This is a genomic window from Parasphingomonas frigoris, assembly GCF_036663815.1.
Classification (GTDB): domain Bacteria; phylum Pseudomonadota; class Alphaproteobacteria; order Sphingomonadales; family Sphingomonadaceae; genus Sphingomonas.
In genome coordinates this window covers 918471-933282 of sequence record NZ_JAXOJQ010000002.1, presented here as the reverse complement: position 1 = coordinate 933282, position 14812 = coordinate 918471, and the positions used below count along the sequence as shown (strand labels likewise).

General features: G+C 66.9%; 14 protein-coding genes. 1 reads left to right on the top strand and 13 read right to left on the bottom strand.

The window, feature by feature from the left end:
- Positions 1-62 precede the first annotated feature (62 nt).
- The 11 genes from U1872_RS09840 to U1872_RS09790 all read right to left on the bottom strand — a co-directional run bounded on the left by U1872_RS09840 (position 63) and on the right by U1872_RS09790 (position 11270).
- Complete coding sequence (locus U1872_RS09840; RefSeq protein WP_332792697.1) at positions 63-1268, bottom strand: cytochrome P450; 1206 nt, start codon at positions 1266-1268, stop codon at positions 63-65.
- 49 nt (positions 1269-1317) lie between these two features.
- Positions 1318-2385, bottom strand: a complete 1068-nt coding sequence (locus tag U1872_RS09835) for a phosphotransferase family protein (RefSeq protein ID WP_332792696.1) — start codon at positions 2383-2385, stop codon at positions 1318-1320.
- Positions 2375-3559 carry an acyl-CoA dehydrogenase family protein gene (locus U1872_RS09830; RefSeq protein ID WP_332792695.1) on the bottom strand — a complete coding sequence of 395 codons (1185 nt, stop codon included), beginning with the start codon at positions 3557-3559 and terminating at the stop codon, positions 2375-2377. The genes U1872_RS09835 and U1872_RS09830 overlap by 11 nt, the downstream gene beginning before the upstream one ends.
- Before the next feature lie 4 nt (positions 3560-3563).
- Complete coding sequence (locus tag U1872_RS09825; RefSeq protein ID WP_332792694.1) at positions 3564-4100, bottom strand: VOC family protein; 537 nt, start codon at positions 4098-4100, stop codon at positions 3564-3566.
- Between the two features lie 20 nt (positions 4101-4120).
- On the bottom strand, positions 4121-5533 hold the full coding sequence (locus U1872_RS09820) for a 2-oxo acid dehydrogenase subunit E2 (protein WP_332792693.1): 1413 nt from the start codon (positions 5531-5533) through the stop codon (positions 4121-4123).
- Positions 5534-5544: 11 nt separating this feature from the next.
- Positions 5545-6558, bottom strand: coding sequence for an alpha-ketoacid dehydrogenase subunit beta (locus tag U1872_RS09815; RefSeq protein ID WP_332792692.1), 1014 nt, complete (start codon positions 6556-6558; stop codon positions 5545-5547).
- A 16-nt stretch (positions 6559-6574) separates the two neighbouring features.
- On the bottom strand, positions 6575-7558 hold the full coding sequence (locus U1872_RS09810) for a thiamine pyrophosphate-dependent dehydrogenase E1 component subunit alpha (RefSeq protein WP_332792691.1): 984 nt from the start codon (positions 7556-7558) through the stop codon (positions 6575-6577).
- Positions 7559-7615: 57 nt separating this feature from the next.
- On the bottom strand, positions 7616-8836 hold the full coding sequence (locus U1872_RS09805; RefSeq protein WP_332792690.1) for an acyl-CoA dehydrogenase family protein: 1221 nt from the start codon (positions 8834-8836) through the stop codon (positions 7616-7618).
- A gap of 7 nt (positions 8837-8843) precedes the next feature.
- On the bottom strand, positions 8844-10001 hold the full coding sequence (locus U1872_RS09800; RefSeq protein ID WP_332792689.1) for a thiolase family protein: 1158 nt from the start codon (positions 9999-10001) through the stop codon (positions 8844-8846).
- Complete coding sequence (locus U1872_RS09795; protein ID WP_332792688.1) at positions 9998-10393, bottom strand: Zn-ribbon domain-containing OB-fold protein; 396 nt, start codon at positions 10391-10393, stop codon at positions 9998-10000. Before U1872_RS09795 ends, U1872_RS09800 begins: the two co-directional genes overlap by 4 nt.
- A gap of 130 nt (positions 10394-10523) precedes the next feature.
- Positions 10524-11270: a helix-turn-helix transcriptional regulator gene (locus tag U1872_RS09790; RefSeq protein ID WP_443025357.1), complete on the bottom strand. Its 747-nt coding sequence runs from the start codon at positions 11268-11270 to the stop codon at positions 10524-10526.
- Between the two features lie 132 nt (positions 11271-11402).
- On the opposite strand from U1872_RS09790, the gene U1872_RS09785 reads away from it, so the two are divergent.
- On the top strand, positions 11403-12503 hold the full coding sequence (locus tag U1872_RS09785; RefSeq protein WP_332792687.1) for an acyl-CoA dehydrogenase family protein: 1101 nt from the start codon (positions 11403-11405) through the stop codon (positions 12501-12503).
- Here U1872_RS09785 and U1872_RS09780 read toward each other — a convergent pair.
- Both U1872_RS09780 and U1872_RS09775 read right to left on the bottom strand, forming a co-directional pair.
- A complete protein-coding gene (locus U1872_RS09780; RefSeq protein ID WP_332792686.1) occupies positions 12485-13318 on the bottom strand; it encodes a ThuA domain-containing protein in 834 nt (277 codons plus the stop codon). The genes U1872_RS09785 and U1872_RS09780 overlap by 19 nt on opposite strands.
- Positions 13315-14769 (bottom strand): aromatic ring-hydroxylating oxygenase subunit alpha, encoded by a 1455-nt coding sequence (locus tag U1872_RS09775; RefSeq protein WP_332792685.1) that lies wholly within the window; start codon positions 14767-14769, stop codon positions 13315-13317. The genes U1872_RS09780 and U1872_RS09775 overlap by 4 nt, the downstream gene beginning before the upstream one ends.
- Positions 14770-14812 lie beyond the last annotated feature (43 nt).

Sequence of the window (14812 nt, the reverse complement as noted above, 5' to 3'; positions counted from 1 at the left end):
TCCGGACACGCGTTTCACCCCGGGGTCGTTGCCGACCTTTTAGGCTCGCCATCGCCGAGCGATCAGGCCGCCCAGATCAGCGGCAGGCTGGTGAGAATGCCGACATTGCCCGCCCGCATCGTGGCGCGCCGCGACGGATCGATCGAGAAGGGGGGCATCGCTGCCAACCACGCGCGCAGGAAGGTGATCACCTCCATCCGCGCCAGCCCGACGCCGACGCAGCGATGCGCGCCCGCGCCGAAGGTGGTGTGGTGGATCGGGTTTATCTTGCGGTTGAAATCGACCCGTTCCGGCGTTTCGAAGCAATCTGGATCGAGATTGTGCAGCACGCCGGGCAGATAGACGATATCGCCAGCGCGGATGATCACTTCGCCGACCGGCACGTCGACCACGGCATTGCGCGACACCGAGGCCGACGGGTAGCGCCGCATCAGCTCATCGGCGGCGGCGGGGATCAAGGTCGGGTTTTCGCGAAGGATCTCCTGGTCGTCAGGATGCCGCGCCAGATGCATCGTGATCATGCCAAGCATCGCCGCAACGGTGTCCAACCCGGCGAACAGGATATTGCGCGCCATCCGCATCGCTTCGTCCACCGTCCAGGCGCGCCCCTCGACCGATTCGGCAAGGATGCGGCTGAGCAGATCGGCTCCGGGTTGCGCGAGGCGTGCCTGAATGTACGGGCGCAGATAGCCGTCGACCGCATCGCGCAGCTCGACCACTCCCATCGTCCCGTCCGGACGTGTTAGCTGTGCGCCCAGCGGTCGAAGGATGGCGCGATCTGCCACCGGGACGTCGATCATCGACAGGAAGACGTGGACCGGCAGGATCTCGGCGAAATCCGGCATGAAATCGCACGTGCCGCGTCCGATCAGGTCAGCGATCAACTCCTCTGCCAGCGCGGTCACCGACGCTTCCAGGGCGACGATATGCCGACCGCCAAAGCCCTTCATCACGGCCCCGCGGAAGCTCTTATGCTCGGCTCCGTCCTGCTGCAGCGGGATGAGACGCATCGTCTCGCCCAGCCCCGGGGTAACCGCGAGCACTTCGCTCGAAAGGCGGGCGGCGTCGGCCCACAAGGCGCGGACCACCGCGCCGCGCGTGGCGATCCAGTGGCCGCCATTGGCGGTGGTCCACACCAGCCCGTCGCCATCTGCGCGGTGCAGTGTCTGCCATGCCGCGAAATAGTCGGTGTCGGCACCCGGCGGGTTGAAGATGTCGAAATCGACGACGAGCCCGGGCGGCACATGGGCGGGGATTGCGTTCGACATCCGTCAGCTCCTGCGGCACCCGGTCGTTGCCGGCTCGGGGAATTTCGTCTTAGATCAACGCCTGCGCCAGGCGTGCCAGGCGGGGAAAGGCCTTGGCCCGTTCGGCGGCGTCGGCATTGCTCGCGGTGCCGCGCAGCACCCGGCCCTTGATGCCGTGGAAGATCGCGGCCAGGCGAAAATAGGTGAACGCCAGGTAGAAGTTCCAGTCGGCGATGCCGTCGCGCCCGGTGCGGGCGCAATAGGCCGCGATATAATCGTCCTGGCTGGGTAGGCCGAGCGCGACCGGATCGGCACCGCCCAACCCGGCGACGATGTCGGGCGGCATGCTATACAGCATCGCGTGATACGCGAAATCAGCGAGCGGATGCCCGAGCGTCGACAATTCCCAATCGAGCACGGCGAGTATCCGCGGCTCGGTCGGATGGAAGATCAGATTGTCGATGCGAAAATCGCCATGGACGATGCGGGTCTCGTCGTCGGCGGGGATGGCATCCGGCAACCACGCCACCAGCGCGTCCATCGCGGGATCGCGCCCGGCCAGCGGGTCGGCCTGATATTGCTGGGTCCAGCGCCCGATCTGGCGGGCGAAATAGCTGCCCGGGCGCCCGAAAGTGCCGAGCCCGACAGCGACCGGATCGACGCGGTGCAGCGCCGCGATGACGCGGTTCATTTCGTCATAATATTCCGCACGCGCGGCGCGGGGCAGGTCGGCGAGGCTGGCGTCCCAGAAGATGCGGCCCTCGACCAGTTCCATGATGTAAAAGGCGCTGCCGATGACGGTCTCGTCGGCGCAGATCGCGAAAATGCGCGCCACCGGGACATCGCTCCCCGCCAGCGCCTGTTGCACCTGCGCCTCGCGCAGCACGTCATGCGCGCCTTTGAGGACCGGTCCCGCCGGTTTGCGCCGCAACACATAGCGCGCCGCTGGCGTGGTGAGGCGATAGGTCGGGTTGGACTGGCCGCCGTTGAACTGCTCGACCCGCATCGGGCCGGCAAAGCCCGCGACCTGTGCCGCCATCCAACTTTCGAGCGCGGCGGTATCGAAGAGCGTCCGCATCGCGCCCGTGCCGCTATTGGCGTCCGCGATCGCCGCAGCGGACCCGGCATCAGTCGGCATGGGCCGCTTTCCAGTCGCGCTTGATCTTCTTGGCCAGGCTCCATTTGTGGACTTCGGTCGGGCCGTCATAGATGCGGAAGGCGCGGACCTCGCGGAACACCTGCTCGACGATCGTGCGGTCGGTCACGCCGGTGCCGCCCATCACCTGGACGCAGCGATCGGCGATGCGCATCAGCGCTTCCGATACCGCGACCTTGGCCATGCTGCTTTCGACCGTGCCCAGGCTGCCGCTGTCGAGCACCCCGGCGGCCCAGTCGATCATCAGGTCGGCCTGTTGCAGGTCGATCCTGTTTTCGGCGAGCATGAAGCCGACGCCTTCATGGTCGATCAGCGGTTTGCCGAAGGCGATGCGGCGGTTGGCATAATCGACCGCGATCTCGTGCGCGCGGATGCAGCAACCGAGCCAGCGCATGCAATGCGACAGCCGCGCCGGGCTCAGCCGGATCTGCGCATATTTGAAGCCGTCCCCCGCTTCCCCGAGCAATTGATCGGCGGGCACGCGGAGGTGATCGATGGTGACGGTGGCGTGGCCGCCCGGCATCGAGGTGTCGATCGTGTTGGGGACGGCGTCGATGCGGATCGCCGGATCGGGCAGGTCGACGAGGAACATGCACGCGCCACCAGCACTATCGGCCTCGGTCGATTTCGCCATGACGATCCCGACCTGCGCACCGACCGCGCCGGTGATGAAGCACTTCTTGCCATCGATGACCCAATGGTTGCCGTCGCGGCGGCAGGTCGTCAGCATCATCGACGGGTCGGACCCGGCGCCCTGCAGCTCGGCGGGTTCGGTCATGAAGAAAGCGGAGCGGGCGCGGCCTGCGACGAGCGGGGCGAGGAAGCGCGCGCGCAGCTCGGGCGAGGCGACGTGGCCGATCAGGTACATATTGCCTTCGTCGGGCGCCATCGTGTTGCACGCCAGTGGACCGAGCGGGGAGAGGCCGGACGCGATCAGCACGCGCGCTGTCTCGCGTTGGGTGAGGTGGCTGCCATCCGGCAGGATATGCGGGGTCAGCACCCCCGCCGCGCGGGCGTGCGCGCGCATTTCGTCGACCAGCGCGTCGGTCGGTGCGCCGTGATGGTCGCGGCGCGGATCGCTTTCAAAAGGGATGATCCGGTCGCGCACGAAGGCTTCGACGCGGGCGGTGATCGCCTGGGCACGCTCGGTTGGCATGGTCTTATCCGATCTTGCGCAACGGATCGCTGCCGTCCCAGTCGCGCGCGGCATCGCGCATCATGGCGAACAGTTCGATACCGCCGTCCATCGGTTTGACATATTCGACGATATGGCCCGGGCCGCCGGCCGGATCGGCATAGATCACCGCGCCGCTATCGCCGACCTTGCCCTCGATCAGCACGGTCGCGCCGGCATCGTGCAGCGCGGCGCGCGCGCTGGCGATGTCATCGACCATGATGCACACGTGATGCAGCCGGTCCTTCACCGCATAGTCGCCGGTATAGATGGAAGGGCTGTCATTGTCGGGACGGATCAGCTCGATCTGCAGATCCCCCCAATAGCCGATCGCGACCGAAAACACCGCGTCGCTCGGCTGGCCGAGATAAGTCATCTCGCCCAGTTGGATGTGTTCGAGCAGGAAGAACGGCCCTGCGCCCACGACTTCGGTCCAGTGGCGGATCGCCGCCTCGAAATCGGACGGCAGATAGGCCAGTTGCATGATCGGGCCGAGTTGGGTGAGCGGGCCGCGTTTGGCCATGACATATGTCTCCGGGTAGGTCAGCGGAACAGAGTTTCGGGCGCTTCGAGCAATCCCACCAGCGTCGCCAGGAATTGCGCGGCGGCAGCCCCGTCGATCGCGCGGTGATCGACCGACAGCGTCAGGGCGAGGCGTGTTTCGAAGCCCGCCGTCCCGTCCGCGCGTTCACACGGCACGCGCCGCGCCGCGCCCACTGCAAGAATCGCGCCCTGCGGCGGGTTGATGATCGCGGCGAACTCCTCGACGCCGAACATGCCGAGGTTCGAGATCGAGAAGGTGCCGCCCTCGATATCGCCATGCGCCAGGCGACCGGCGGTGGCCTTGTCGATCAGCGTGCGGGTGGCGGTGGCGATCTGCGCGACGTTCTGGCGATCGGCTTGCCGGACGATCGGGGTGACCAACCCGTTGGGGCTGGCGACCGCGATCGCGATGTCGGCATGGGCGAAGCGGTGGAGCGCACCGTCCCGCACCTGGACGTTGACGTCGGGATGGTGCGCCAACGCGACGCCGCAGGCGCGCACCAGATAGTCATTGATCGACGCCTTGATGCCCAGCACCAGATTGGCGGTCTTGCGCAGCGCCAGCAGATCGTCGAGCCGTGCGCTGGAGCGCAGGTAGAAATGCGGAATCTCCTGCTTCGCCCGCGTCAGCCGGTGCGCGACGACCTTTCGGATGCTGTCGAACGGCACGACCGTCGGCACATTGGCGACGGGGGTAAACGCTGCCATCGTCCCCGCAGCGGACGGTGTCGGCTGCACCAGCCGCAACACGTCCGCCTTGGAAATGCGCCCGCGCGGGCCGGTGCCGGTAACCGTGCTCAGGCTGATGCCATGCGCCGCGGCGATGCGACGGGCCAGCGGCGAGGCGAAGATCGCCGCCGTTTCGGGCTCGAGCGGTAGCGTGCCCGTCGGGGCCAGCGTGATAGCCGGGCGCAGAGCCTGCTCGACATCCTGCAGTGTGATGCGTCCGTCGCGACCCGAACCGACGATCGGGTCGAGATCGAGCGCGTTTGCCTCGGCCAGCTTGAGCGCTTCCGGGCTGATCGCGCGGTTGGTCAGCAAGCGGGGCGGGGCGGGGGCGGCCGCGGCAGCGGATGCGGGCTCGGCCGGGGCGGACCGTGCGGCGGCGCTGGCCTCGGCCGGACGGAAGGCTGCGATGAAGGCATCGATGTCGGCCGCGCTCGCACCCTGCTCGGCGATCACGGCCAGCAAGGCGCCGACCGGATGCGCATCGCCGCCCGACGGCACCAGAATGCGCGCGAGCATGGCATCGACCTCGGCCTCGACCTCATTGGTGATCTTCGCGGTTTCGATCAGGCACAGCAGGTCGCCGCGGCGAAAGGGCTCGCCTTCGGCCACTTTCCATTCGGCGATCACGCCTTCGGTCATCTCGATACCCCATTTGGGCATGCAGAACGGGCGAATTGCGGGCATGGCCATCGTCCTCAGCGCCAGTTCAGCACGCGGCGCACCGCCGCCTCGATCTTTTCGACCGAGGGCAGATATGCGCTTTCAAGCTCACGCGCGAAGGGGATCGGCGTGTGTGGCGGGGTCACTTGCAGCGGCGGGGCTTTCAGGCTGGAAAACGCCTTTTGCGCGACCAGGGCGCAGAGATCCGCCCCCAGTCCGCAGCGCGGCGGTGCCTCGTCCACCACCACGAACCGTCCCGTCGCCTCGACGCTGTCGAGGATGGTTTCTTCGTCGAGCGGGCTGGTGGTGCGCAAGTCGATCACGTCGCAGCCAATGCCCTGCGCCGCGAGCGTGTCCGCCACCGCCTCGCACAGGCCCAGCAGCAGCCCCGAGGACACCAAGGTCACGTCGCCGCCCGCGCGGGTGAGGCGGGCATGGCCGAACGGGATCATGAAGTCGCGGTCGTCGGGCACTTCGCCGCTCATCGCGTAGAGTGCCTTGTGTTCGAGGAAGATCACCGGATCGTCGTCGCGGATCGCCGTGCGCAGCAGGCCCTTCACATCGGCCGGGGTGGAGGGCATCACCACCTTCAGCCCCGGCATCCCGGTGAGGATCTGGTGGACCGACTGGCTGTGCTGCGCGGCGGCGTTATAGCCCGCGCCGTACGCCATGCGGATCACCGCCGGGCACCGCGTCTTGCCGCCGAACATATAGCGGAACTTGGCCATCTGGTTCCAGATCTGGTCGAGCGAGACGCCGATGAAGTCGGCGAACATCAACTCCGCCACCGGGCGCTTGCCCGAAAGCGCGAGGCCGGACGCCGCGCCGATGATGGCGCTTTCCGAAATCGGCGTATCGATCACCCGCTCGGCCCCGAACTTGTCGAACAGCCCGGTCGAGGTGGACCAGATTCCGCCGATCGCCTCGGGGCCGCCCGGCGTGCCCATGCCGCCGACGATATCCTCGCCCAGCACGACCACATCGCTGTCGCGCTCCATTTCCTCCATGATCGTGGAAAGAACCGCGTCGCGGTACATCATCGTGCTCATCGCTTTGCTCCCGCGCTCAATAGGAAATGTAGACGTCGGACAGGACGTCCTCGGGCGTGGGGCGCGGAGCCGCCCGCGCCGCGGTGACGGCACGCTCGATCGTGTCGAGCGCCCCGCTATCGAGCGCGTCGAGATCGCTGTCGGACAGCAGCCCGGCGCTGGTCACCGACGCGCGGAATTTGGTGATGCAGTCGCGCGTGGCGCGGATACGGCTGAGCTCGTCGGGCGCGCGATAGCGCTGCGGATCGCCCTCGAAATGGCCGAAGAAGCGCTCGGTGTCGAATTCGACCGCCGCTGGCCCGCCGCCGCCGCGGACATGCTCGAGCACCTCGCGCATCGTATCATGGACCGCGAAAAAATCGGTGCCGTCGGCGCGCCACGCCTTCATGCCGAACGCCTCGGCGCGGCTGGCGATGTCGCGCGCGGTGCCGACCGCATATTGGAAGCCGGTATGTTCCGAATAATGGTTGTTCTCGAACACGAAGATGCACGGCGCGTGCGTGACGACCGCAAGGTTCATCGCCTCGAAGGTCGTGCCCTGGTTGCACGCGCCATCGCCGGAAAAGGCGATCGCGATGTTCAGGCCAGCGGGGCCGGGGCCATCGACGCGGCTGGCCAGCGCGGCCCCGACCGCGATCGGCGCGCCCGCCCCGACGATGCCATTGGCGCCGAGCATGCCCTTGGTCGCATCGGCAATGTGCATCGAGCCGCCCTTGCCCTTGCATAGCCCGTCGCGGCTGCCCCAGATTTCCTTCATCATCGCATCGACATCGCAGCCCTTGGCGAGGCAATGGCCGTGGCCGCGATGGGTGGACACGATCCGGTCCTGCGCGCCGAGATGCTCGCACACGCCGACCGCGACCGCTTCCTGGCCGCAATAGAGATGCGTGAACCCGGCGATTTCGCCGGTCTGGATTTCGACATGCAGCCGTTCTTCAAATTCGCGGATCACCTTCATCCGGGAATAAGCGGCCTTCAGGGCTTCTCGGCTAAATTGCATTCCTGGCTCCTGATGTGGTGATCTGGCTGCGGTTTTCCGCATGCGGCGTGGTGGTGGCTAGAGATTGAGGACGGTTCTTGCGATAATGCCGGCCTGAACCTCGTTGGTTCCGCCGAAGATGGTCCAGGCGCGGCTGTTCAGATAGCGCGCGGCGGCGACCTGAGTCGCCCGGCTGTGGACCGGCGGTGGCGCACTGGGACCATAGAGCGGGCGGCGGGTGTCGAGTTCCAACCCGGCGGGGCCGTGCAAGTCCATCGCCAGCAGGTCGACGTCCTGGCGCAGATTGGAGGCCAGCAGCTTTACCAGCGAGGTTTGTGGCCCGGGGGCCTGCCCGTGCGCGATTTCGGACAGGATCTTGAGCTCGATCATCTCCAGCGCCTCGACATCCAGTCGCGCGCGGGCGACGCGGCGGCACCAATCGACCCCGTCCGCCAATCGCCCGCCGTGACCGTCGCTCTGCTCGGCAGCCGCAGTGGCGATCAGGCTCAGATCATATGCGAGCTTGGGCGCGTGGCAGGAGCCGCCGCGTTCGTTCTCGAGCAGGAATTTGGCGAGTTTCCAGCCATCGCCCTCTTCGCCGATACGGTCGCTGACGGGGACTTCGACATCCTCGAGGAACACCTGATTGACCTCGTGATCGCCTGCCAGCGTGTGGATCGGGCGGACGCTGATCCCCTTCTGCCGCATGTCGACCAGCAGGAACGAGATGCCCGCATTCTTGTGGCCGCTCGAATCGGTGCGCACCAGGCAGAACATGCGGTTCGCCCAATGCGCGTGGGTGGTCCAGATCTTGGAGCCGTTGAGGATGTAGCGGTCGCCCGCCGCATCGGTCACGCGCTCGGCGCGGCATTGCAGGCTGGCGAGATCGGATCCGCTGCCGGGTTCGGAGAAGCCCTGGCACCAATAGTCCTCGCCCGACAGGATCCGCGGCAGATAATAGTCCTGCTGCGCCGGGGTGCCGAAGGTATAGAGCACGGGCGCGACGAGCTTCAGGCCGAGTACGGTCAGATTGGGCGCCCCCGCCTCGGCGCATTCCTTTTCGAAGATGTAGCGCTGCACCGGCGTCCAGCCCGTGCCGCCATAGTCGCGCGGCCACTGATAGGCGAGCCAGCCCTTGCGGTGCAGGATGGCGTTCCACGCCTGGCCGATATCGGGTTCGACGAACACCGACGGCGTGGCCGCCGAGCCGGCGCGAATCTCCGCGCTCAGCTGCTCGGCCAGAAAGGCGCGGACTTCGGCGCGGAAGGCGCGTTCTTCGGGGGTGAGGTCAAGGTCCATCGCGCGCCTATCTCTGCAGGATCGTAACGGCGGAAACGCCGGGAGCGCCATAGACATGGCTGTAGCCGGTGCGCGGCGTGCCCGGCACCTGACGCCCGCCGCCGGCGCCGCGCAACTGCACGACATTTTCGTACACCTGCCGCAGGCCCGACGCGCCGATCGGCTCGCCACAGGCGAGGCATCCGCCATCGGTATTGACCGGCAGCGTGCCGCCGATGCGCGTGCGCCCTTCGGCCAGCCACTGTTCCTGCGCGCCATCGGCGCAGAAGCCGTTTTCGGCCATGTGCATGATTTCGGCACCCGCCTCGGTATCCTGCAATTGCGCGACGTCGATCTCGTCGGGGCCGATCCCGGCGAGCTCGAATGCGGCGGCGGCGGCGAGCCGGGTGGCGGTGGCGGTGCCGCCACCAAGGTCGATGCTCGGCGCGAACACCTCGAAACTGCCGGGCGGGCGCGTCCGCATCGTCGCGGCGACCAGCCGGATCGGCGTCGCGCCCAGTTCGCGCGCCTTGCGTTCGCTCGCCAGGATCAGCGCGACCCCGCCTTCGCCGGGCGAGCAGAACATGAATTTGCTGAACGGATCGGACACCATCGGGGCCTCCAGGATCGTCTCCAGCGCCACTTCGGACCGCCGCCACGCATGCGGGGCATGGACGCCATTGGCGAAGGCCTTTTCCGCGACCAGCCCGAGCGAGCGTCGGCTGATGCCATGCAGGTGCATGTAGCGCATGATCTTGGCGGCAAAGAATTGCGTGGTGACCATATAGCCAGCCGCGCCATACCAATCGGGCAGGCCATATTCGGCGGGCAGCGCGTTGAAGGCCCCGCGCGGATGCTTGTCGAAGCCGACCGCGAGCCCGAGCTCGAACTGCCCCGAGCGGATCGCGGTCTGCGCCGAGAACAACGCCGAGCCGCCGGTCGCGCAGCCATTCTTGACGTTGATGAACTGCACGCCGGTGAGCCCGAGCCGATCGACCATCGTGTCGGGATTGCCGGCCGCGTCCGAGCCGCCATAGGCAAACTGGATGTCGGCCCAGTCGATCCCCGCATCGGCCAGCGCGGCGCGTACCGCAAAGACGCCCTGGTCGATGCCCGACAGCCCTTCGGTACGCCCGAACGGGTGGATCCCGATGCCGATGATGCAGACGTTCGTGGCGTCGCTCATGCGGTGGCCTCCGCTGCCGGGCGGAAGGCGGGCAGGCGCAACGAATCGGCGACGCTGGGGTCGAGCGGCACCTCGGTCAGTTCGAGCGCCATGCCGATCCTGATCGCGTCGAACGCGATGCCGGTCAGCCGCGCCTCGATGATGATTTCGCCCGGCAGCTCGACATAGCCGAGCGCCCATGGCTCGAACGCCTCCGGTCCCCCATAGGGGGGCGTCTTCGGCCGGAAGCGCTGCACGGTGTACGACCATAACGTGCCGCGACGGCCCAGCATGATGGGTTCCAGACGCGCGTCGTCGCGGGGTGGGAAGACGATTCGCCCGGTCGTGCGATCGCGCGCAGCGAGCAGGCGCAGCGGCGCGTCGGTCGCGAACAGAGACACGTCGGGCGTCAAGATTTTCCCCTTCCTATGGGCGTGTTGTCTTCAACTACGCCGCGATAAAGCGCCAACCAGCCGCCGAGCGCGACTCTTAAAAGGGATAGGCTGGGTGGTCATGCCGCCGATTTGCGCGACGATCGGGACCTCAGCGCGCCAGCGTGATGTAGCCGAGCTGGGCCGCCTTGAAGACCGTCTGGCTGCGATTGACCGCGGACAATTTGGTCGACGCATTGTGGATGTGGAAGCGCACGGTCGCGCGGCTCCGCCCGATGATCATGCTGATCTCGAAATCGGTCTTGCCGATCGCCGCCCAGCGCAGGCATTCCACTTCGCGCTTCGACAGGCGCAGATGCGCGGGGAGCGCCTGTGCCGAGCCCATCGTGTTGACATAGCCGGCGATGAAGGTGCGCCCGAGCAGCCCGAAAACGTCGCCATAGCGCTCGAATTCGCTCGACAGATCGGTCAGCGCAGCATCGAGCGGGTTGAACGAGACCGCCCCGATCTGCCCGAACGGCAGATGCACCGGCACGACGATCGCCGCGCGCGTGCGTGCGCGCACTTCGAAATTGGTGAGGTCGATCGCCGACAGATAGCGATTGGATTGTCGCGTGTGGAACCCTTGCGCGTTCAGCCAGAACGGTTCGCTCTCGAAGCGACAGGCGGAGGTAAGCGGGGAATCGAGCGCGATATGGGGATTGCGCCACCAGGCCTGCTCCCCGGTCCAGCCGAAGACCTCGCTCGCCAGCACGTTGCCGGCGAGATCGGTCGGGGTCCGCTTGTCGGCAATGTTGTGCGCGGGGGCCGCCCGCATGCCGCAACGCATGGCGATATCGTGCAGCGCCTCCGCTGCCGATCGCACTTCATCGGGTGCCGCGATTCTGACCGCGTTCACCCAATCCAGCCTTGGGGCATCCTTCTCCACGGTCCCTTATCTCCTGCGCGGGCGGTTTAGGCTATCCTAGCCTTTTGCCCAGCGTTTTTGATTTTCGGCTCCCGCTACGATGCGTCGCAAAGGAGCGCAGCCGTGAATTTTGATCTCAGCGAAGACGAACGGATGTTGCGGGATCTGGCCGAGCGTTTCGTGGCGGATCGCTACGATCTGGATCGCCGCCGCGCCTATCAGGCCGACCCGTGCGGGTTCGGTCGGGAGAATTGGGCGTTGCTGGCGGACTATGGCTTGGTCGCGGCCGCGCTGCGCCACGAGGATGGCGGGCTTGGCCTCGATGCCAGCGCGCTGGTCACGCTGTTTACCGCGCTCGGCAAGGGGTTGGTGGTCGAGCCGTTGATCGACAGCATGGTACTGGGCGCGCGCCTGATGCTGGCCGGTGGCGAGGAGGTGGCATCGGCCTGGCGCGATCGCCTGGCCGCGGGCGCGAGCCGTGTCGTCCTGGCCCATGCCGAGCGCGCCAGCCGGGGGAATCCCGACTGGGTCGAGACCCGCGCCGACAGGCGGGATGACGGGTATGTGCTGTCCGGCGAAAAGCAGTGCGTCCCGGCCGGGGTCGGGGTGGACGCCTATATCGTCAGCGCGCGTCGTGCCGGGCAGGATTCGCCGGACTTCTTCGTCGTCCCGGCAGACGCGCCCGGGCTTTCGGTGACCCCGTGGCGGCTGATCGACGGCGGTGCAGCGGTCGTGTTGCGGCTCGACCAGGTCGCCGTCGCGGCGGCGAACCGGCTGGCGGGCGGGCGCGCGCTGCTCGACGCCATCCTGCCGCTGGTCGAGCTCTGCCGCGCGGCGGAGGCGGTCGGCGTGATGCAGCGGATCTTCGACGAGACGCTCGACTATCTGCGCACGCGCAGCCAGTTCAACACCGTGCTGGGACGCTTCCAGGCGATCCAGCATCGCATGGTCGCGCACTATGCCGCGCTCGAGCAGAGCAAGGCGCTGATCAATTGTGCGCTGGTGCTGGAAGGGGAAGCGGGGTTCGTCCGGGCGGTGGCCGGGGCGCGTGCTTTCATCAGCGATGTCTCGGTCGCGCTTGGACACGACATGATCCAGTTCCACGGCGGCATGGGCGTGACTGACGAACTGGCGATCGGGCATGGGCACAAGCGACTGGTCTTCTTGTCGCGCTGGCCGGAAGACCCGCTGGCGAAGCTCGACCGCTATGCCGACGCGGCCTGATCCGGTGCAGTGGCGGCGCTGATCCCGTCTCTATCCGCCAAAGGCGCGCGCGTCCAGGCAATGCCGCGCCGCAACAGATCGTAAAACACCGGCAGGTCCCAGGCACAGCGATCGACCGTCGGCCACCAGTCGAGCATCGGTTGCAGGTCGTAATGGCCGCGGCAGTGCCCCAGCGTCAGGTACAGCACCGCGCCCGCACCGTGCGGCTTGATGTAGAACACCGGGTGCCGCCCCGGTGCCGCGTCGCCCTCGACGAAGCCGGTTCCGGCTGCGGTGCAGTCCGTGTCGAGCAGGACGTGCAGGTCGCCATGCGTTTCCAGATGGTAGAGTTCGTCGCTGGTCTCGAACGGGGTAATGCCCGCGACCAGCGGATGGTCGGGATCGGCAAGCTCTACCCGATAGGGCGCGATCGGCGGGTGGCTGAGGAACTGGCTGCCGAGCAGATCCATGAACAGCGGTGCCCAGCGCGGGGCCTCCCACAGACCGGCATTCGGCCCGTCGGACAGCAGGCGCAGCACCGAATTGGTGCCGTGCAAAGCGTACCAGCGCCCCCCTGCCGCCAGCCACGCGCGCAACGCCTCCTGCGCGGCGAGCGAGGGGGTGATGTCGCAGGTGTAGGTGATCAGGATATCGGCCGCTTCGATCGCGGCGATCGTCTCGTAATCCTCGAACAGGCGGGTGCGGATCGCCGGATCCTCGCCCAGCAGCTTGAGCAATTCGAGCCGGGCGAAATCGATATCGTGCCACACCCCGCCACAGATCAGGACGCAGTTGATGCGCCGCGGGTGCGCGACGGGCGCGCCTGCCTCGCTCATGCCTGCGCCTCGCTGCCGTCGCTGCCCTCGGCGATCCCGAGATAGCGGTCGAGCGTCTGCTGGAACTGGCGGAGGCGGATTTCCTGATAGTCGCCCAGCTGCACAACGCCGGTCTTGGAGGCGTGCAGGCCCTCCTGCACGTACGGCAGATTGTCCATATCCTGTTCGAACACGTCGCCGAGAATGCCGAGCTCGGGCGCTTCGGTCCATTTCTGGTCGAGCCGCAGATATTTCATCGGGACGCCGCGCGGATGCGGCGCGCCTTTCTTGACGCGCATCAGGATGCGGACTTCCATCAGGCACGTATCGGGCGTTTTGCCGGGGCGCCAGCGATAGACGATGTTGGGCATGAACCCGCCCCACGGCGCGAAGTTGGGGAAGACGTTGTAGACCAGCGCGTCGAGCAACTCGGCATCGGTGGCGTCGTCGAGGTCGTATCCGCTCTGGTCGGCATAAGCGGTTCGCATTTTCGCGCCGAGCGCGGCGCGCGCGGTCACGCCGTCGGGCACGCTGACGGCGTAGGGATCCGTGCCGGATTCATAACTGTCGCCGCTGCGGCCGTTATATTTGACGAATTCGTCGACGATCCATTGCTGGCTCCGGCCATCGGGGTCGAGGTGCGGCGACATCGTGCCGAACGGCACCAGATTGACGTTCACATGGTCGCCCCACGTCCAATAGGCGCTGTTGGCGTCTCCCGTGAATGGCAGCAACTGCGGATGCGTCACGACGGTATGCCACGCTTCCATGAAGGCCTCGGCGGTGACCTTCCAATTGGCGGGCACTTCCTTGCCGACCCACATCACGGTGGTGCACTCCTCGTGCCGCCAGCGCGTGAAATGGTCTGGCAAGGGCGCAAGATACTCTTCCAGGCTCGGCCCACCTGGCTCCTCGCGCAGGAAGATGTACCCGCCCCACTGGCCGACCTCGACCGGCGGCAGCGTGAGATCGGCGCGGTCGAGATGCGTGAAATCCCACGCGCACGGCATATGATCGAAGCTGCCGTCCTTGTTCCAGGTGAAGCCGTGAAACGGGCAGGTGAAGCGGTCGGCGCTGCCGTCTTCGGTGCGCAGCTTGCGCCCGCGGTGCAGGCACACATTGTGCATCGCCTTGATCGCACCATCATCCTGCCGCGAGATCAGGAAGGAACGCCCGGCATTTTCATACACCACATAGTCGCCGGGCTCGGGCAGATCCTCCTCGCGCGCGGCGAATTGCCAGACGCGCGGCCACATGTGGTCGCGCTCGAGCTTGGCGAAGGCCTCGCTGGTGTAGCGCGCGGCGGCGATCGGCGCGGTGCCGCGACTGTGATAGCTTGGCGTGGTCAGAACATCGGGGACCGGGCGCGAATCCGCGGCCATCAGTTCCAACCAGCTGATGCCGTCGCTGATCGGCAGGCCGCCATTGTCGGGTGCCGCGCGCGTCGGATTAATGGGATCGCTGTCCGCCATGGCCGCTCTCTTTCCTCTCCTGGCCGGGAGTCTTGCCCCCGGT